The following is a 19,135-nucleotide window of genomic DNA, read 5'->3' as shown; positions in this document are numbered from 1 at the left end:
CAAATGCCCATTGGCCCGACCGGCGCCCCCGGCGCTCCCGGCAAGGACGCCACCGGCCGGCAGGATGCCCGCACGTGCAGGCCCGCGCGCCCACACCTGGCCGGCCCACCCGGCCGCCGGACGCCCTCCGAACAAGCAAGCGTGCGATTGGAATCAAGGCGATACGTGATCTTCCAAGAAAACACGAGTCGGCCTCATAGAAATCTTGACGCCACTGACGCAACATGTTGTGATCTAGGCAGTCGTTGTTCCATGGTCATTTAGTGGGAAATGGGGCAGTTGTGAGGGTTCTCCGGCGTGCGGCCGCGATGGTCGCGCTCCTGGTGGGCGCGGTCGGCGTCCAGGTCATCCAGGGCGGAGCGGCGCAGGCGGCTCTGCCCACCGCCGCCGTCGCTCTCGGCGACAGTTTCGTCAGCGGGGAGGGCGCGGGAGACTACCAACCCGTCGTCGACACCTCCGGAACGGCACAGGGCTTCCCCGGCTGGTCGGCGGCGAACAGCAACGCCTACTTCTGCCACCGGTCGGCGAACGCCTCGTTCTTCAAGGCGTCGTTCCCCGGCATTCAGGACCGCTTCAACCTCGCGTGCTCCGGCGGCCGGCCCGCCGACATCGCGAACGCCTCCAGCGCCCGCCCCAACGGCCGCTCCGTCGCCTCGCAGCTCGACCAGCTGCGCGCCGTCGCCCAGACCCACGACATCGACGTCGTCCTCATCGGCCTCGGCTCCAACAACAGCCAGTTCACCTTCGGCGACGTGGCCACGTTGTGCGCCAACCGCTTCATCGCCGACGCCTGGACGGGTTGGTGGGAGTTCTGGGCCTACCTGGGCGGCGACGTGCCGCAGGAGCCCTGCACCGTCTCGGACCTGGCCTCCGACGCCGAGGTGGCCGCCGCCACCACCGAGACCACCGCCGCCCTGCGCCAGATCCTCGACACCCTCGCCCAGGTCGACGCCGACGGCGTCCACCAGGTGGTCCTGCAGAACTACACCAACCCGCTGCCGCTCGACGTGGCCCCGCAGTACCGGGACGAGGACAACCGCACCGACACCCGCGACAAGTTCCGCGACCTCGGCGCCGAGCGGTACGCCGCCGGCTGCCCGATCCATCGCGCGAGCCTCGCCCCCGGGCACGTGTTCTCCCAGAACCTCGGCAACCTCGTCAGGAACGCCTACAACACGCTGGCGGCCGAGCGTCCGGCGGCCAACCTGCGCGTCCTGGACGTCCAGAAGGCCTTCGACGGAGCCCGGCTCTGCGAGAACCCCGGCAGCCCGGAGAACGCGCTCGCCACACCGGTCCGGATACAGGAGTCGCCGAACGGCAACTTCGTCACCAGCCTGTCCGGCTGGGACAAGATCCGTGTCCAGAAGGCGGCGAACACCTGTGGCACCTACTTCCAGACCTGTCAGGAAGCGTGGCACCCCAACGCCGCGGGCCACGTCGTCCTCGGCCAGTGCCTGACCGGCGCCCTCACCGCCGCACCCCGCACGGTCGTCACGTGCGCCCGTAACCCGGACGGCTCGCTGACCATCTCCTGACGTCTACTCTCGACGCACGACGGCGCGCGCCCCGCCCCCGGGGCGCGCGCCGTCCCGCGTTCCGCGACGACCACGCCCCCGATGCCGTGACCGGAAAGGCTCACCGGGGCAGCGTGCCCGAACGCTCCCGCCGGTCGGACGGTGCACCACCCGGCACGATGGAACGACCGAGGACCACAGAAGTTCATCGAGCCGTCAAAGCCAGCCGTCCGGAGAAGCGATTCCCCATTTATCGCGTTCCGGAAATCGCTTGTCGCTCTCGTCCGTCTCGAACTTGAGGGCGACGATGTGCCCTTCGTACCCCACCCCTCGAACGATCAGAAGACGGCGGGCGGAAAATCCGTCGAGTCCACCCGCCACATCCATCGTCCGTGCTGACCGGGGATCAGGTCGCTCAATGGTCAGCCCTTCCATGAGCACAGGTAGGTTGACCACCGACACACCGTTGAATGCGATATCGATCCGGGTGGTTCCCGATGTTTCCTTGCCGCTCCGAATCAGGAGGTTCGAGTGTGTCGGCACGTAAGCCCACAGCCGAAATCGCCTGTCCGGGTAGGACAACAGTGTTTTCATGCGCCTCTCCCCTGTCACGACCCGGATCGCGCCCCTGACACCATCGACGGGCCGAGGATCCGGGGCAAATCAGTCGAATACGACGTAGAAGAGCCAGCAAGCGAACAGCGCCACCAGGATCACGCCGGCGATGAAGATTCCCAACATGATCCTGAAGAATCTGCCACCAGGTCCCTGAAACCTCAGGAATGCTCCGACGAGAGCTCCAAGCGCGGGTAACCCGACCAGGGCCAGTGCCGGAACGAACGCCGGAGCAAACAGTTGCCGTATCCCGGAATCACTTATTCCGATCACCATGTGGATCGGCGTGACCATGAGGATCGAGCTGAACAGGATGAGGATGAAGGCCAGAGGCCGGTAATTTCGCTCGTTCGGGTTCGGGGAGTCGATAGCCATAATGACCGGATGCTGACATCGTCGTAGTGCAGCGTCAAGATCGGCAGCGATTGGAGTCGGGGCGCGACAGGAGGAAATCCACGCCGTCGGCTTGGGAGGTCTCTGACGAGGCCGAATACCGGCCCGCCTGGAAACGGGCGCCCGCCGTTCCCGGTGAATCTCTCCTGGTCCCTCTTCTGACGGGCATGCGATCTCCGAGGGCGTACAGGCCGGTTCGCCGCGGACCGGGTTCGGCGGCGACCTGCCCGGCCGATGTTCCCCCGCTCCCCATAGTGTGATCCTGTGACCAAGAACTTCGCGATCTTCCAGGCTTCCGTCGACCATGGGGATGCGCTGGGCGAGATCCACGCGGAGTCCTGGAAGGCGGCCTACGCGGGCTTCTTCGCCCCGGAGTTCTGCGCCGAGGCGGTGAGACACCGGCGCGGGAAGTGGCACGACGTGCTCGCCAAGGGGCAGGACACCGTCCTGCTCGCCGCACTGGACGGGCGTCCGCTGAACTTCTCCTATTTCGGTTCCTCCCCGACGCGGCCGGGAGCGGCCGAGATCTTCGGCTTCTACGGCCCTCCGGACAGCTGGGGCACCGGCAGCGCGGGCGCCCTGATGACCGCCACCCTGCGTAGGCTGCGCGAGAACGGCTTCGGCCGGGTACACCTGTGGACGCTGCGCGACACGTCCCAGTCACGCCGCTTCTACGCCAAGAGCGGCTTCACCGAGTCGGGCGCGGCCCGTGGGCACGACTTCGGTGACGGCAACCTGATCGACCAGGTCGAGTACGAGTTCGTCCTGACCGGGAGGCCGCAGGAATGACGCCACGGACGGGCCCGTGCTCCGCCGGTTCGGGGTGAGAAACGAACCCTGAACCGGCGATCGCCCGACCGCGGCAGACCTCGGTCACGGCTCGGCGGGAGCGCGCCCCCTCCCCACGCTGTTCCGGCCGATGAACAGTGCCGACGAACAGTGCCGGCGAACAGTGCCGGCGAACAGTGCCGACGCGCCGTGACCGGCCCGCTTCACCCGCCGCCTCCACCTCGGCCGTCCCGGCGTACCGGCCGTCATGACACCTCGATGACCGACCGGCCGTACCGCTGCCGGCGTCAGAGGTGGCGTGACCGCCGGCAGGCGCCTCTCCGTCAGACGTCCTCCCCGGGGCCGATATCCCTATTGACAGGACAGCAGTCTGCGCCAAATACTCGGATCCGACTGATAGGAGGCGATCAATTGAGTACGACTGCTCGGCGTGCGGTGTCCAACTCGCTGGGGCTGGCGGTGCTGGGGTTGTTGATGGAGTCGCCGGCGCACCCCCACGCCATGGCCGCCACGCTGCGAGAACGTGGCATGGACCGGGTGTTCAAGGTGACGACCGGCTCCCTGTACGACGTGGTCCGAGCGCTGGAACGCGCCGGGTGGATCGAGACTCGGGAGACGGTCCGGGTCGGCGCCCGGCCGGAGCGCACCGTCTACCAGCACACCGCGCTGGGACGGGTGGAGTTCGTGCGCTGGGTGGACGAGCTGATCCGCGTCCCGGCCGACGAGTATCCGAAGTTCCTGTCGGCGGTCAGCTACCTCGGCGCGCTCGGGCCGGACGGCGCCGTGGCGGCGTTGCGGGAGCGGACCGGCCGGGTGCGCGCGTCGCTGGAGGAGGTCCGGCAGGGGCACCGCGAGGTGTTGGAGGCCGGAGAGGTGCCGCGCCTGTTCGTGGTGGAGGCCGAGTACGCGGTACGGATGCTGGAGGCCGAACTGGGCTGGCTCGAGGAGATCACCGCCGATATCGAGACCGGCCGGTTGGCCTGGCCGGAACCCGTGACCGGCTGGGTCCGCACCAGCGGTGAGACCCGATGAGGGAAACGCCGACGCGAGGAGGTTCGATGAAGGTCATGGTGGCCGGGGCGGGACCGGCCGGGTTGATGCTGGCGGCGGAGCTCGCACTGGCCGGGGTCGAGGTGACGGTGGTGGACCGGCTGCCGCGACGATCGCCGTTCTGCCGCGGCTTCACTCTCAACGCCCGCAGCCTGGAGCTGCTGGACCGGCGCGGCATCGCCGGCCGCTTCCTGGCGGAGGGCCCGGTCGTGCCCTACGGCATGTTCGCCGATCCGAGCCGTCCGCTGGACCTGACCGCCATGGACACCGATCACCCGTACACGCTCGGCATCGCGCAGACCCGGGTCGAGGAACTCCTGGAGCAGTGGCTGGCCGAGGTGGGGGTGACGGTGTCCTGGGGGCACGAGGTGACCGATCTCGCTCAGGACGGGGACGGGGTCGAGGTGACCGTCCGGGCCGGTGGCCGGCACCATCGGCAGCGGGTCGGCTACCTCGCCGGCTGCGACGGCAGCCGCAGCGTCGTGCGCAAGCTCGCCGGAATCGGCTTCCCCGGCACCGCGGCCACCACGTTCGGCCTGCTCGCCGACGTGGAGCCGGTCGACCCTACCGACCTGCCCTTCGGGATGACCGACGGCGAGCACGGCACGGTGTTCGTCATCCCGAGGCCCGGCTACGTGCGAATCGTGCTCGACGAGCCGGCCCCGCCCGCCGATCGCGACGAGCCGGTGCGGCCGGCCTACTTCCAGCAGGTGCTGAACGAGGTGCTCGGCCGCACGGTGGAGCTTCGCGACCCGCGCTGGCTCACCAGGTTCTCCGACTCGGCCAGGCAGGCGGACCGCTATGTCGCGGGACGGGTCGTGCTGGCCGGGGACGCCGCGCACATCCACCCGCCGGCGGGGGCGGTGGGGGTGAACGTGGCGTTGGCGGACGCCGTCAACCTCGGCTGGAAACTCGCCGCCACCGTGCTCGGCCACGCGCCGGACAGCCTGCTGGACAGCTACCACCGGGAGCGGCACGAGGTCGGGGCGCGCGTGCTGCGGACCACCCGCGCGCAGGCGATCCTGGGGCGACGCCTCCCGGAACTCGATCCGGTCCGGGAGCTGTTCGGCGAACTCGCCGGCCTGCCGCAGGTCGGCACCTACCTCGCCGAACTGGCCACCGGGGTGAGCACCCGGTACGACCCCAAGATCCCCGGCGAGCACCCGTGGCTGGGCAGGCTCGCGCCGAACCTGAAGCTGGCCATGGGCGAAAGGCGCACCAGCGTCGCCGAACTGCTCCGGCCCGCACGTCCGGTGTTTCTCCGATTCGGCGATCGCGTCCTGCCGACCGGCGCGGACGGCGCGAACGGCGCGGTGGACAGCTATCACGTCCGCTGCCCCGAGCACCCCGAGCTCGAAGAGCTGCTGCTCCGCCCCGACGGACACACCGCCTGGATCTCCACCACCACCGACCCGCAACCCGCCGGCACCCTCGCCGCCGCCCGGGCCACCTGGTTCGGTGTCCCGGCGCACTTCTCGCACGGCACGGCCGAGCAGACGGATTCCGGCCCCACCGTCACGTAGGGACGCAGGCACGAACCCCTCGGTCGACCAGTGTCACCTGCGGTATCCCGATCTTCGGTGGGCCGATGCCGGGCAACGAGGCACCGGACCGTCGACCGCTTCCGACCCCGTACGGAAATCAGCCGCCCTCAGGCGATCATGAGACCGATCTCATGGCATAGCCTGCGAAGGCGTGCAAATCAATTGAAAAGAGGGCGGCGAATGTACATGGGGATGACGGGCTGGCTCGCGCTGGCGGTCTTCTGGCTGATCGTCGGCCTGATTCTGTTCTTCATCATCTACGGAGCCGTCAGGCTGGCTCTCAAGCATGACCGTCGAAGCCGAGGGCGCTGAAACGATGAAGAGCGGCCGGCCCGACAAGGTGGGGAAGGCCGGAGTCTCCGCAGAGCCCTCTGTGCCAGGCCGAAGGGCAAGGCCGAAGGGCAAGGCCGAAGGGCAAGGCCGAAGGGCAAGGCCGAAGGGCAAGGCTCCATCCGGCGCACACTCCAACGGGAAGGCGGTGCCACAACCCGAACTTCGCCCCCACCCCGAGGCTTCAACCGTCTGGCTCGTGGGGGGACACCGAACCTGGCTCCGGGCCGATCACGAGTAATCACGGCGAATTCTCTGCCGCCGAGACCAGGGGCACGTCTCTGCCGCCGAGACCGGTGGCACGGTGATCACGATCTTGAGTTCCGCTGCTCGACGGATCCGCCGCTCGTGCGGAGTCTCCGGATCTCGCTGAAGATCTCCCTGTCGCCGGGTACGGAGGTGATCGCCAATCCTTGCGGCCCGCAACGACCGCTCATTCAGTCTGCCGTCGCCCTGCCCGCCATTCAGTCTGCCGTCGCCCTGCCCGCGGGGAAGCGGGGTGGGCCCGGGGTCAAGGTGAGCGGGGTGGGCCCGGGGCCAAGGTGAAGCGCCCTGCTGGAGGCCGGCTGCCGGTTCCGCTACGTCTGGGCTTGGACCTTCGAAACCGTCCGCATGACGTCGGTGTTCGTCCATCGGTCGTGAAGCGCCCGGCCTTCGGGGTCCAGAAGCGCCCACACCCCGTCCACGATGAGAAAGACGGGCCCGGCGAACGGCACGAAGACCAGAAGCGGGAAGATCAGCGTGCGAAGAGCCGTCCTTCCCGGCGCCGGCCGTACTGTCGTCCGCGTGGTGACGAGGCGGATGCGCAGCAGGCGCTTGCCTGGTGTCTGCCCCCACAGGCTGTGTTGCGCCCAGAAGTACAGAAACACAATGAACAGGACGAACAACGGTTCGGGATCTGCGTCGTCCAGCGAGAGCCCCGCCTCGTTCAAGAGCCCGTAGCCCAGGTGGATGGAGGGGAGGAACTCGTCGATGCCGGTCAGCACCAGGACGGGTTGGACGACGAAGGTGAGGACCACGATGACGATCGCGTAATCGACCAGCAGCGCCACCGGCCGGCGCCAGGTCACGTCGGCCGGCGAGGTGGCCTCCGGCTGTTCCGAGGTGGCACCGCTCATCATCCGGGTGACGAGCAGGACGAGCGCGGCGGCGCCCAGGAGGCAGAGCTGGGTGCTTCCCCAGCCGCTCATCACCGTGGCGAACCATTCGGCACCGAGGATGGGGATCGGGCCGCCGCACGCCTCCGCCGAGGCGTAGAGGGGGGTGGCCGGTTCGATGACCGCGATCAGAACGAGAACGCCCGCCGTTCGCCGGCCCACGCTCCGGGGATTCCCGCGGCCCAGGCAGGCGAGAAATCCGCCCAGAACCAGCAGCGCGGGGACGGCCCACGCCTCCACGTTCTGCATGATCCCGTCGAGATCGCCTCGCAGGGGGTCCAGGGGCGATGTCTCCCACACCCCAAAGCTCATGCAGGAGTACGTCTCGGCCGGACCGGAGTGAAGCCGAAAGTGCCACTCCTCCCAGGTCGGGAAGGCGGCGACGGCCGCGGCCACCATCCAGGCCGGCAAGGCCGGTCCCGACAGCCGGGGGGAGTTCGACAAGGTGGTCCTTTCGCAGACTGGGCACACCTTAGCGATCTTGGGGCAGCATGTGCCGATGACCGACCTGGATCGGTGGAAAGGTGTTTCGACCGGTGGAACCCATCCTCGGGAAAGAGCGTGCGACGGGTGCCACGCCGCCGGGACTCCTCGGCGGGGATCCGGTCTCCAGCGCGTTGGCCACGGCAGTGGCCCGGTCAGGCCGTCCGAGCTGTCATGGCGCGCCAGCCGAAGGCGGCGGTGCCGGTCAGCAGCACTATCCCGGACAGCACACCGCTGACGAACGGTACCCAGGCGACGGCGGCCGTCGACGCCATGACAAGACCGGCGGCGCCGAGCAGGGCGAGAACCACACCGGGTACGGCGATGCCCCGGTCCTTCCAGACAGGCGCCAGCGCGATGAAGTGCACACCGACCACGAACGCCACCCAGGCCACGTTGATCTGCTCCGGACGTCCCCAGGCGGCGAACATCCGGAGTCCGCCGAAGAGCAGGATCGCCTCGGCGACGACGACGATCAGGTAGCCACGGCCGAACATGTTCCGTTGCGGGCCTGCGGCAGGCCGTTCCTTCCGGGCTGTGGCGAACCACATGGCGATGACACTCACGGCCCCCAGACAGGCGGCCACCCGCAGGAGGTTCACGGTCACGGTGTTCAGCGGGCTTTGCGCGTTGACGACGACGAAGACCGTGCCGAAGACCGCGCCGACCAGTAATCCAGTCATTCGTTGCATGACCTCATTGAAATGCGTGCCGGATTCCGTCCACACGGGGGCTAGGGCGAGGACGAAGTCCGCCTGGCACTACCGTGCCGCTCCGCGCAGATATGCGAGCACCGCCAGCACCCGCCGGTTGTCGTCCTGGGTCACGGGTAGCTCGAGCTTGACGAACACGCTGGCCACGTGCTTGCCGACGGCCGCCTCCGTGATCGACAACGCGCGGGCGACAGCGCTGTTGGAGCGCCCTTCGGCGAGCAGGGCGAGCACCTCGCGCTCGCGCGGGGTCAGCCGGTGCATCGGCTCGGTGGCCTCCCTGGCCCTGGCCCAGGTCTGTTCGAACAGGTCGATGAGGGTGGTGATCAGACTCTGCTGCCTGATCACCAGGGCGCCCGGCGAATAAGCCACGGGGGTGATCCGGACGAACGCCACCGTGCGATCGAAGACGAGCACCTGCTGGATCGGCTCGTCGACGACCCGGTGTAAGTTGCCGACGGCATGCAGTTCCCTGACCCGGGCCGCCTTACGGGGATCGTCCAACACGCTCGCGTGAACGATCGTGCGCATCGTCATGCCGCGCCGCAGGGCGTCGAGCACACTGCGCCTGCTCTTCTGCTCCTGGCGGCCCTTCTCCGGCGAGCCCACCGGATGCATGGCGCGCAGCTCGCCCGCCGAGCGGGTGGCCTGCGCGATCTGGTGCCGGACGAGCTCGCTGTCCTCCAGCCGCTCGACGTCGACGGGGATGCCGCGTAGCTCGCCGACCACCTCTTCCAGCCGATGGGCGAGCTGGGCCAACGACGCGCTCTCGTCCACACGCCTCCTTCACCGGCCGTGCCACCCCTCACGCGGACCCTACTGGCAGATTCCGGCCGTTGCGATTCGCTGAATCATCCCGTCCCCATCCCCATCCCCGTCCAAGGTCACTGTCACCCGGCCGATCACCCGGAACCGGTGCCCCCCGGAACGGAGCTGGGCTCGACCGGCCCGAGGCCTCACGACCCGCGCCATGCCTGTGCCTCGTTCCTCCTCGCCTCCGGTGCCCGGCCTCCCTCCTCGCCTCCGGTGCCCCTCCTCGGGCCGTGACGACGCCGGGTCACCGCCGGATCGATCTGATCATGAACGCGTACTCGCATGTGCTCCTGAACAGCGAGGGGGAACCGCCAAGAGTTGAATCAGTAAATATCTTAAATTGCTCATGTTTGTGGGGATATATTGGAGCCATGACCGCATCCCAGCCCCCGACCACCGCCGAGGAGCTGCGAGGTGCCGGCCTACGGGTGACGGCGGCCCGTGTCGCGCTGCTCGAAACCGTCCGAAACGGTGACCATCTCGGTGTCGAGGCACTCACCTCGGGAGTGCGTGACCGTATCGGCCAGGTCTCCCTGCAAGCCGTGTACGAAGGCCTCCACGCGCTCACCACCGCGGGGCTCGTCCGCCGTATAGAACCGCCGGGCAGTCCCGCCCTGTTCGAGGGGCGGGTCGGCGACAATCACCACCACATCGTGTGCCGATCGTGCGGTGTCGTCGCCGACGTCGACTGTGCGATCGGTGAGGCGCCCTGCCTGACCGCGTCCAACGATCACGGCTTCGCGATCGACGAGGCCGAGATCATTTACTGGGGCGTGTGCCTCAACTGTTCCACCGCCAGCTGATCCGGAAGGATTTCCATGACCGAGAACCACGACGCGATCGTCACCGACACGAAGAGCGGGGGTGAGGCAGGCGGCTGTCCGATCGCGCACGACTCCGTGACCGCGCACGGTAGCGAGAGCGAGAACCCGGCCATCGACTCGCCGACTCCGAAGACCGGCGGTCGCCCGCACACGAACCGGGACTGGTGGCCCAACCAGCTCGACCTCTCGGTACTGCGCGCGCACTCCTCCAAGAGCAACCCGCTGGCAGAGGACTTCAGCTACGCCAAGGAGCTCGAGAAGCTCGACGTCGAGGCTCTCAAGCAGGACATCATCGAGGTGCTCACCACCTCGCAGGACTGGTGGCCGGCCGACTTCGGCCACTACGGCGGCCTGATGATCCGGATGAGCTGGCACGCCGCGGGCACCTACCGCATTCACGACGGCCGCGGCGGGGCCGGCGACGGCTCCCAGCGTTTCGCCCCGCTCAACAGCTGGCCCGACAACGCCAACCTCGACAAGGCCCGCCGGCTGCTGTGGCCGGTCAAGCAGAAGTACGGCCAGAAGATCTCGTGGGCCGACCTGCTCGTGCTCGCCGGCAACGTCGCCCTGGAGTCCATGGGGTTCAAGACCTTCGGCTTCGGTTTCGGCCGCGAGGACATCTGGGAGCCGGAGGAGATCTTCTGGGGCCCGGAGGACGCCTGGCTCGGCGACGAGCGCTACGTCAGCGAGAACGAGATGTCGCCGGACGTCGGCGCGACCGAGATGGGTCTCATCTACGTCAACCCGGAGGGTCCCCGCGGCAACGCGGACCCGGCCGCGGCGGCGTACTTCATCCGCGAGACCTTCGGGCGGATGGCGATGAACGACGAGGAGACCGTCGCCCTCATCGCCGGCGGCCACACGTTCGGCAAGACCCACGGCGCCGGGATCGCGGACGACCACGTGGGACCGGAGCCCGAGGGCGCGCCGCTGGAGTCGCAGGGGCTGGGCTGGCTGAGCACCTACGGCAGCGGCAAGGGCAAGGACGCGATCACCAGCGGTCTCGAGGTGACGTGGACCGACGTGCCGACCCAGTGGAGCAACCGTTTCTTCGAGATCCTCTTCGGCTACGAGTGGGAGCTCACCACGAGCCCCGGCGGCGCGAAGCAGTGGGTCGCGAAGGACGCCGAGGCGATCATCCCCGACGCCCACGACCCGTCGAAGAAGCACAAGCCGACGATGCTCACGACCGACCTGTCGCTGCGCGTCGACCCGGCGTACGAGAAGATCTCCCGCCGCTTCCTGGAACACCCCGAAGAGTTCGCGCTGGCCTTCGCCAAGGCCTGGTACAAGCTGCTGCACCGCGACATGGGTCCGGTCAGCCGCTTCCTCGGACCGTGGGTCGCCGAACCCCAGCTGTGGCAGGACCCGGTACCGGCCGTCGAGCACGAGCTGGTGGGTGAGGCCGACATCGCCTCCCTGAAGGCCAAGGTCCTGGAGTCCGGCCTCACGACCGCCCAGCTGGTCTCCACCGCCTGGGCCTCCGCCGCGAGTTTCCGGTCCACCGACAAGCGCGGCGGCGCCAACGGCGCCAGGATCCGCCTGGAGCCGCAGCGGAGCTGGGAGGTCAACCAGCCCGAGCAGCTCGCGACGGTCCTGGACACCCTCGAGGGCATCCGGCGTGAGTTCAACGAGGCCGGCGGCGCGAAGATCTCGCTCGCCGACCTGATCGTGCTGGCCGGCTCGGCCGCCGTCGAGAAGGCCGCGAGTGAGGCCGGTGTGACGGTGACGGTGCCGTTCCGCCCGGGCCGCACCGACGCCACGCAGGAGCAGACCGACGTCGAGTCCTTCCAGGTCCTCGAGCCCCGCGCCGACGGGTTCCGCAACTACCTGTCCTCCGGGGTGAAGACCCCGCCGGAGGTGCTGCTCGTCGACCGTGCCTACATGCTCAACCTGACCCCGCCCCAGATGACCGTCCTCGTCGGCGGCCTGCGCTCTCTCGGAGCCAACTTCGGCGGTACCCGGCACGGCGTCCTCACCGACCGGCCCGGCGTGCTCACCAACGACTTCTTCGCCAACCTGCTCTCCCCGGGCACCCGGTGGAAGGCGTCGGAGTCCGAGGAGCACGTGTACGAGATCCGCGACGTGAACACCGATGAGGTGAAGTGGACCGCCACCGCGGTCGACCTCGTCTTCGGCTCCAACTCCCAGCTGCGAGCCCTCGCGGAGGTCTACGCCAGCCAGGACGCCTCCGACAGGTTCGTGGCCGACTTCGTCGCGGCCTGGACCAAGGTCATGGAACTCGACCGGTTCGACCTCGCCTGATCCGTCCGTTCCACCCGACGAGCCCGGCCGAGCCATCACGCTCGGCCGGGCTCGTCCTCTGTCGGACCCCGGGAGCGGGGTGACGCCGGGGTCAGCTCAGAGATGCGCGCAGCGCGGCGATGAACCATTCGAAGGCCGGGGCAGCGGGCGGGAACGGCGCATGGCCGTTGAGCACGCCCATGAGCTGCCAGTACCGCTCCACCCGGCGATCGGTGAACGTCTCCACCTCGTCGGCCACCCGGCCACGGTCTTCGGCAGGCAGTGCCGGATCCACGATCTGGTCCAGGATCGCCCTGCCCTCGGCCGACTCGGGGTCGATGCCGGCGGCAACGGCTCTTCCTGCGTGCTCAAGGACCAGGTTGGAGTCGTAGGGCGGTGGCCCGGATTCGTTCCCGGGCGCGGCGCCGGCCACCGCCATCTGACGTACGCGTTCCTGGAAGCCGGTGTCACTCACGAGTTCGGCGAGCTCCAGCCAAGCTTCCGCCTGTTCCGAGGTGGGGTCGTCCGGCAGCTCTGCCGGGAGTTGGCGCATTCGGGTCGCGATGTGCGCTCCCGGTGCCTGCGGGTCCAGACCGTCGACCATACGGTCGACGAAGTCGTCGATCATTCGCTGCCGTTCCTGAGCGGACAGGCGGGCCAACTTGTGCATGAGCATCATCTCCTCGGTCGTGCTTTCCTGATGGGTGATCGACCGCAGCACCGCCCGGCGCAGCTGGAGAGAGCGGATCTGGGTGTCCAGCGCCCCTACATGGGCCCGCGCGACCTCGGCCACCGTGCACTGCCTCGTCAGGATCTTCTGGACGGTGTCGAGGTCCAGTCCCAGTTCGCGTAGCGTCCGCACCAGGTCGAGCCGGACGGCGGCCTCCGCGTCGTACAGCCGGTAGCCGCCGACCGACCGGCACGTCGGCGGGATGACACCGATGTCAGACCAGAAGCGGATCGTACGCACCGGCAGGCCCGTGCGGTCAGCGAGCTGTCCGATGGTGAGCAGGTCGTCGCGGTCGTTCACCACAGCAGCATCAACCCTCCAGCCGCTAGAGAGTCAAGCCGATTGCTCCGGCAACCCCTCGTGGATCTTGCCGTGTGGATGCGCGGTGCTGGCGGATGGCCGCATCCCGTGCACGGTGATCACGTCACCCGGCGTGAGGTGTCGCCGGCGTTCAGGCACGTCATCACCGGCGGCGGGCACGGTCCGCGGCCTTGCTCGTGGCCGTGGCCGTGGAGACCGGCAGTATGGCCGACCTCGGCCTAGGAACGGATGCGAAAGGGTTCATGTCCATTCCCCAAAGCCAGCTCGATGCGCTGATGACCTATTCGGTCGGGGACAAGATGTACGTCCTGGACCTGTCCACGATCGAGTAGACCGGAGGCGTCCGCCGGGTGACGGTCTCCATCCCTTATCGGCCCGCAGCGATCGCCGTCGTCCGGCGATGCGGGCCGGTGGGAGAAGTTCCTCCGACCACGACCGAGCGCTACACCCATGTGGCCGACGCTCTCACGCAGGACGCGAGCACACGCATGGGGGCCGCTCTCTGGGGCGACGGCTGAGAACTGCAACCAGGAACTCATCGTCATGGGTGGTGTGGCCTCAATGATGCGCGCCGTCCCTGCGGCTGGGCACGCCTCGCGCGGACGCATATACGTCTGCCGGCACTGCACGGAGACCAGGAGCCACCATGCGATCGTGAGAGCGGTGATCCACTGATCAGATCCAGGAGTCGGCTTCTCAGCGTGCGATCATGAATGCCATGACGTCGATCAGAAAGGGCCATGCCGCGTAGGCGCCCTTCCGCGGTCCGCGCACAAGGATCGGTGTGCGAAACCCACAGAGCCTCGATCCATCGTGTCCCCGGCCTCGGACGTCGTGTCATGGCCGCGGTGATCACACTGGAACACACCCGCATGCGGCCGGGTGAGGTGGCCGAGGCCCTGCTGGCCTGGACACAGGCAGTCGTCCCCGGTACCGCCGACCGGATCGCACCCACCTGTATGTGTCCCGAGTGCTGCGGAGACGAGCCACGCCGGCGACTTGAACATGCACTCGTCACCTTGCCGCGCTGGGCCAGGCCCTACTTGTACGCCTTGGTTCTCCCCGTCGACAGACGCTTCATCGCTCGAACGTCGCCAGACCCGCACGCCTCGCCTGAACGGCCGTGGTGGCAGCAACGACGTTGAGCATTTCGGGCTTCTGACACCCTGCCTGCAAAGACGGATATCGATCTTGCTCGATCTGCGAAGACACAGCTCAGCACCCTGATCGCATTCCCCGTGATTCCCCGCTGTTCCCCCTCGTTTCCCGTCCCATCGAGCACGCGACGAGCACGCTCTCCTTGACGAACCTCTTCCTTATCAAGACCGTCCCAGCCATGATCAGAGGCCCCCGACCTACCTTCGGACGGTGCTGGACGGGTGTGATCGTGGGCTGTCGCGACACTCGTCGCAGTAGACGACCCCTCGAGCTTCACGCATCTCGAATCGCGGCCCTACCGACAAAAGATCAATCTTGGACTGTTCCGGGCAGTTCAATGCAGATCAGGGCAGGTGCATGGTCCATCCTGAACCGTCCGGAACGGCCTCGAACCGCAATGGGACTCTGGAGCGCGATCGATCAAACGCTATAATCACCAAATGGATTATTCAGTTATCCCTCTCGTCTTTGGTTTGTTTTTCGTCACCTTCATCATTTTTTGGATATTTACGCTGGTCAAGATCCTTCGGCAACGTCGCGTGCTCAAGTACACAGACCCGTTAAGAGACATGGAAATAACCGGGCGCGTGCGACAGCTAAAGGTTCGAGGTAATGAAGAGGAGGCCGTACAGCTTGTCCAAAACGAACTTGCGATGCCTGTCGGCAAAGCTCGCGCCTGGGTGAAGTCCATCTGAGCCAGAGCTGCAGTGGTAGATCGGAAAGATGATGCCATGGAAAACCACCAACGCGCTTTCATCGGCCAAATGGCGGTGCGCCTCGATCTCTACGACTCGGGCGAGATCCCCCTGTCCAAGCTGGCCGAAGACCTCCGCGGCCTGTTAGAGGTCGCAGATCCTCGCGAATTGAGCATCAGGGACTCGTTCGAGGAACTCTGGGTCGAACTCGACGCCGAGAGCGAGCTCAGGACGGAAGCATGGGCGCCTCCCGGTCTCGCCGATGACGTCCGCCTGCGCGAGATCCTCCAGCAGCTGCGCTCCTGGGTCGAGCGGTACGCGGCCTCGCCTTCTAATTCGTAGGTCCCCAATAATCCGTAGGTCCCCAAACGACCTCCGAGGACGTTCAGACGCGTTCACCCTGCAGGTCACACACAAGCCACCTGTCCGTACCAGTACAGCTCGGTGGTCCGCCGGCTCCCAAGACCGCAGTGCCGACGGTGAACCGATCTCTGCTTCAGGCTTTCCCGAACGCCAGGAGGGCCGCGTGGGGAAGCCACAATGATCCGTCTGGACCGGCGAACTCGGTGCTGAGCAGGTCGAAATGCCGTTTGATCTCCGCAATGAGCTCAGGAGGCTGACTGGCCACGACGTGCCCGGTGAATCCGACTCCGGCAACCGCACCGCTCCACCACTCCGCGGGCGTCGTGCGGTGATCCCAGTTGAGGATCTGGCAGGAGACCTCGGCGAACCCGGCTTTATCGAGCAGAGAAGCGAGGCCTTGCTTTGTGCGCGGGAAGTCGTTTTCAAGAGAGAGCGGCGGGAGGTGAGCGGGCCGGGTCACACCGGCTGCCTGGATCGCTCGCCCGAGGAGAGCCTGACCTGCTCCGGCTGGGACCGACCAGATCGTCAAAGCGATCCGTCCGCCTGGACGGGTCACGCGACGCAGCTCGGCCAACGCCAGTAGCGGCTGGCCAACATGATTGAGGACGAAGTTCGCCACCACGGCGTCGAACTCGTCATCCCTGAAGGGAAGACTGGGTAGAGCGGCCACCTGCACATCAGCCGTCGGAATATTCAGCGCCGCCATCTCGACCATGCTGGGTTCGGCGTCCACTGCAGTCACCTTGGCGCCCCGGCCGCAAGCAGCCGCCGCAGCAGCTCCCGTACCGGTGCCAACATCGAGCACATGCGTCCCCGACCGGACTTCGGCGGCGTCGAGCAGCCACCCGATGGGAAAAGCGCAGAGCCTGGCGAAAGAACCGGCATACGCTCCGGCCTGACCGGCCCAGATCAGACGCTCACTCTCATCGAATGCCGTCACAGTCGTCGTCAGCCCTCTCATGTCGCGCGTCATTGACGTGGCATTGCAAGCACAGGAACCTGAAGACCGCACAAGATCGACTTTGGGCGGTCAGCTGGACCTGCCGGCGCTGGGCCACCTTGTACGAGTTGTGCCAGGCCGGAGGGCAGGGCTTCATCCGGCGCACGCTCCAACTGGTCGGCAGTCCGGAAGTTCACGAGACCCATCGATGGCCGATTCGGCAGGCGGGCGATATGTGGAGGGCGTTGCTGTCCGGCGAGGCCCGGCAAGCGGATGCGGCAGCATAGTCGATCTTGGTCTTCTGCGTCGCCGCATCATGGGTCGGCGCCCTAATGCAACTCGAACTGCAACCGTGACACCCCGAGAGATCAAAAAGGCCCTCTCCCAAGACTCGGGAGAGGGCCTCTGATCTGCGGAGGCTCGGGGATTTGAACCCCGGATGGGCGGTAAACCCAAACCGCATTAGCAGCTTGGATCTCGGCCGTCCCGATCGGTTCAACCTGGACCAACGGGCATGGACGGTCCACCCTGAACGGCGTTGTACGGCGGTGAACTGCAACCCAAACTGCAACCCGTGCAGAGTTTGGCCGCACAACGCGCATGCCTTAGCCGAATACGACCCCATGATCGCGTAATGATCATCTTTGCTACTCCCGAGGGGAGGTCGACCGCTATCAGGCGACCCCCAAGGCGACGCGCCCCACGATCAGATTTCAAGGATATGGCGCTCTAGGTAGCAACGGGACACAAGTAGCTAATCATCCTAAAATGGGAGTATTCGCCAAAGCACATTCTCCTAACGTCACGGGAAGTTTCATCCCATCGAGAGCGTCCAATGCCTAAGCTTGCCGCTACATGATCCACTCGTGGCGAAGGGCTATCTGATGTCGGAAGTATTATGGGGAAAGCTCATCGACATAGTTCCGTCTCTGCTCTGGATCCTCTTCGCGCTGGTTGTCTTCTTCTCTTTACGGCGGCCTTTTTTGGAAACGATTGTGCCCCGTATTACAAGCATAGGAGCTCTAGGGGTGGAGGTCACACTTACGGAAGTCGAGCGCTTGCTAAATAAGGTGGCCGAGAACGCAAGTGGGGAAAAAGAATCAAATTCGGCAACAACCAGGGCGAACAGGAGGGCGGTATTGCACAGGCTGGAGCATGCTGCTAACTATCTGAAAGGTGGCCGGATTCTATGGGTAGACGACATCCCTAGCAACAATCAATACCTCACTGAAATGTTTCGAGAGCTTGATATGAAGGTCGATCAAGCAACCTCCACGAGCGAAGCTCTAAACCTGCTGAATCGATCGTCCTACGACCTAGTGATCAGCGATATTCATCGGGGTAAAGACGGGCAAGCCGGCATAAAGATGCTTCACAATTTCAGAGAACAGGGAATTAATCTTCCCGTCCTCGTTCATGCTGATCATTTTGATCCGCGACTAGGCGTCGACCCAATGATCTTCGGTTACACGCCTCAATACGATGAGCTCATTCACTATGTGATCGATGTGATGGAACGGGTTCGCTTGAGCGACGGTTAGTACTCCGCCTCCCGAAGACGGCACAAGAGAGCGGTCCTAGGCCGCACTGGCAGCCGAGATCTTGCTTGTTCGATCGGTTCAACCTGGAGCAACAAGTTTAGCCGGTCGGCCTGGAATGGCAATGAGTAGGGATGATTTTACAGCCAGCGACCAGGGCTCAATTTCTTAGACGGAATCCAAAACTTGCGGATTAAGAGATCGGCTTCGCACTGTTCCAGACAGTTCAATGCAGGTCAGCGGACGTGTGCGGTCCGTCTTGAACGGTTCTGAAACGACCCTGTATTGCAACCCGAAGTGCAACCCTGATGCCCGCTGGGCCAGGGCTGAGGGACGAAGTCCTGGACCTTCGATCGCCCCTAACCACTTATGGCGACTGACCACAGTCTGGCGATCGTAGGGCTGTAGTGGCTACGGCGATGGTAGAGCAAAGGTGAGAGATTAATAGATTACGAGTCGGGCGGCGTTCTTGTCTGGGAGGAGAGGCCGTCAAGAGCGCGTTGTGCGTAGGGTGCTGCGAGATCGTGGCCGGAGTTGATGGCCAGTTGGTAGGCCTCCTGCGCCCCTTGCAGGTCATCCTGCTCATCCAGCAGGAATCCCAGGTTGAATGCCGCCTTCGGTGCCTGGTCGGGGTGGTCGGAGTTGATGGCCACTTGGTAGGCCTCCTGCGCCCCCTGCGGGTCACCCTGCTGCTTGAGCAAGACTCCCAGATTGAATGCCGCCGTCGGTGCATGGTCGGGGTGATCGGAGTTGATGGCCAGTTGGTAGGCCTCCTGCGCCCCCTGCGGATCACCCTGCTCATCCAGCAGAACTCCCAGATTGATCGCTGCCGTCGGTGCATGGTCGGGGTGATCGGAGTTGATGGCCAGTTGGTAGGCCTCCTGCGCCCCCTGCGGATCACCCTGCTCATCCAGCAGAACTCCC

At 66.2% G+C, this 19,135-nt stretch carries 18 protein-coding genes; 10 read left to right on the top strand and 8 right to left on the bottom strand.

Going from position 1 to position 19,135, the window contains the following annotated elements; genetic code table 11:
* Window positions 1-281 precede the first annotated feature (281 nt).
* Window positions 282-1,535: a hypothetical protein gene (locus tag AB0G15_RS36220; protein WP_362848963.1), complete on the top strand. Its 1,254-nt coding sequence runs from the start codon at window positions 282-284 to the stop codon at window positions 1,533-1,535.
* A gap of 195 nt (window positions 1,536-1,730) precedes the next feature.
* Here AB0G15_RS36220 and AB0G15_RS36215 read toward each other — a convergent pair whose 3' ends face one another.
* Both AB0G15_RS36215 and AB0G15_RS36210 read right to left on the bottom strand, forming a co-directional pair.
* Window positions 1,731-2,108: a hypothetical protein gene (locus AB0G15_RS36215; protein WP_362848960.1), complete on the bottom strand. Its 378-nt coding sequence runs from the start codon at window positions 2,106-2,108 to the stop codon at window positions 1,731-1,733.
* Window positions 2,109-2,177: 69 nt separating this feature from the next.
* Window positions 2,178-2,504: a hypothetical protein gene (locus AB0G15_RS36210; RefSeq protein WP_362848958.1), complete on the bottom strand. Its 327-nt coding sequence runs from the start codon at window positions 2,502-2,504 to the stop codon at window positions 2,178-2,180.
* Window positions 2,505-2,786: 282 nt separating this feature from the next.
* Between AB0G15_RS36210 and AB0G15_RS36205 the strand changes: the two genes are divergently transcribed.
* From AB0G15_RS36205 to AB0G15_RS36190, 4 genes are all read left to right on the top strand, one after another.
* Window positions 2,787-3,311 carry a GNAT family N-acetyltransferase gene (locus tag AB0G15_RS36205; RefSeq protein ID WP_362848955.1) on the top strand — a complete coding sequence of 175 codons (525 nt, stop codon included), beginning with the start codon at window positions 2,787-2,789 and terminating at the stop codon, window positions 3,309-3,311.
* A gap of 411 nt (window positions 3,312-3,722) precedes the next feature.
* Window positions 3,723-4,343: a PadR family transcriptional regulator gene (locus AB0G15_RS36200; protein WP_362848952.1), complete on the top strand. Its 621-nt coding sequence runs from the start codon at window positions 3,723-3,725 to the stop codon at window positions 4,341-4,343.
* 26 nt (window positions 4,344-4,369) lie between these two features.
* Window positions 4,370-5,884 (top strand): FAD-dependent monooxygenase, encoded by a 1,515-nt coding sequence (locus tag AB0G15_RS36195; protein WP_362848949.1) that lies wholly within the window; start codon window positions 4,370-4,372, stop codon window positions 5,882-5,884.
* 201 nt (window positions 5,885-6,085) lie between these two features.
* Entirely contained in the window at window positions 6,086-6,217 is a 132-nt protein-coding gene (locus tag AB0G15_RS36190; protein WP_362688731.1) for a hypothetical protein, read from the top strand.
* Between the two features lie 596 nt (window positions 6,218-6,813).
* Here the strand turns inward: AB0G15_RS36190 and AB0G15_RS36185 are convergent.
* The 3 genes from AB0G15_RS36185 to AB0G15_RS36175 form a co-directional block, all read right to left on the bottom strand.
* A complete protein-coding gene (locus tag AB0G15_RS36185; RefSeq protein WP_362848946.1) occupies window positions 6,814-7,836 on the bottom strand; it encodes an RDD family protein in 1,023 nt (340 codons plus the stop codon).
* Window positions 7,837-8,030: 194 nt separating this feature from the next.
* Window positions 8,031-8,567: a hypothetical protein gene (locus AB0G15_RS36180; RefSeq protein WP_362848944.1), complete on the bottom strand. Its 537-nt coding sequence runs from the start codon at window positions 8,565-8,567 to the stop codon at window positions 8,031-8,033.
* A 69-nt stretch (window positions 8,568-8,636) separates the two neighbouring features.
* Window positions 8,637-9,362 carry a helix-turn-helix transcriptional regulator gene (locus AB0G15_RS36175; RefSeq protein ID WP_362848941.1) on the bottom strand — a complete coding sequence of 242 codons (726 nt, stop codon included), beginning with the start codon at window positions 9,360-9,362 and terminating at the stop codon, window positions 8,637-8,639.
* Window positions 9,363-9,769: 407 nt separating this feature from the next.
* Between AB0G15_RS36175 and AB0G15_RS36170 the strand changes: the two genes are divergently transcribed.
* Both AB0G15_RS36170 and katG read left to right on the top strand, forming a co-directional pair.
* Entirely contained in the window at window positions 9,770-10,201 is a 432-nt protein-coding gene (locus tag AB0G15_RS36170) for a Fur family transcriptional regulator (RefSeq protein WP_362688719.1), read from the top strand.
* 15 nt (window positions 10,202-10,216) lie between these two features.
* On the top strand, window positions 10,217-12,487 hold the full coding sequence (gene katG / locus AB0G15_RS36165) for a catalase/peroxidase HPI (RefSeq protein ID WP_362848938.1): 2,271 nt from the start codon (window positions 10,217-10,219) through the stop codon (window positions 12,485-12,487).
* 91 nt (window positions 12,488-12,578) lie between these two features.
* Here katG and AB0G15_RS36160 read toward each other — a convergent pair whose 3' ends face one another.
* Window positions 12,579-13,496, bottom strand: coding sequence for a MerR family transcriptional regulator (locus AB0G15_RS36160; protein ID WP_362848935.1), 918 nt, complete (start codon window positions 13,494-13,496; stop codon window positions 12,579-12,581).
* A 1,619-nt stretch (window positions 13,497-15,115) separates the two neighbouring features.
* Between AB0G15_RS36160 and AB0G15_RS36155 the strand changes: the two genes are divergently transcribed.
* Both AB0G15_RS36155 and AB0G15_RS36150 read left to right on the top strand, forming a co-directional pair.
* On the top strand, window positions 15,116-15,370 hold the full coding sequence (locus tag AB0G15_RS36155) for a hypothetical protein (protein ID WP_362848933.1): 255 nt from the start codon (window positions 15,116-15,118) through the stop codon (window positions 15,368-15,370).
* A 69-nt stretch (window positions 15,371-15,439) separates the two neighbouring features.
* A complete protein-coding gene (locus AB0G15_RS36150) occupies window positions 15,440-15,712 on the top strand; it encodes a hypothetical protein (protein WP_362848930.1) in 273 nt (90 codons plus the stop codon).
* A 154-nt stretch (window positions 15,713-15,866) separates the two neighbouring features.
* Here the strand turns inward: AB0G15_RS36150 and AB0G15_RS36145 are convergent, their stop codons facing one another.
* Window positions 15,867-16,706, bottom strand: a complete 840-nt coding sequence (locus AB0G15_RS36145; protein ID WP_362848928.1) for a methyltransferase domain-containing protein — start codon at window positions 16,704-16,706, stop codon at window positions 15,867-15,869.
* 833 nt (window positions 16,707-17,539) lie between these two features.
* On the opposite strand from AB0G15_RS36145, the gene AB0G15_RS36140 reads away from it, so the two are divergent.
* Window positions 17,540-18,214 carry a response regulator gene (locus AB0G15_RS36140; RefSeq protein ID WP_362848925.1) on the top strand — a complete coding sequence of 225 codons (675 nt, stop codon included), beginning with the start codon at window positions 17,540-17,542 and terminating at the stop codon, window positions 18,212-18,214.
* Window positions 18,215-18,660: 446 nt separating this feature from the next.
* Here the strand turns inward: AB0G15_RS36140 and AB0G15_RS36135 are convergent.
* On the bottom strand, window positions 18,661-19,135 hold a 475-nt coding region (locus AB0G15_RS36135; RefSeq protein WP_362848922.1), incomplete at its 5' end, for a tetratricopeptide repeat protein.

It is taken from the genome of Streptosporangium sp. NPDC023825 (assembly GCF_040639575.1).
Classification (GTDB): domain Bacteria; phylum Actinomycetota; class Actinomycetes; order Streptosporangiales; family Streptosporangiaceae; genus Streptosporangium.
The sequence above is the reverse complement of the archived record's forward strand: the minus strand, read 5'-3'. Positions and strand labels throughout refer to the sequence as shown.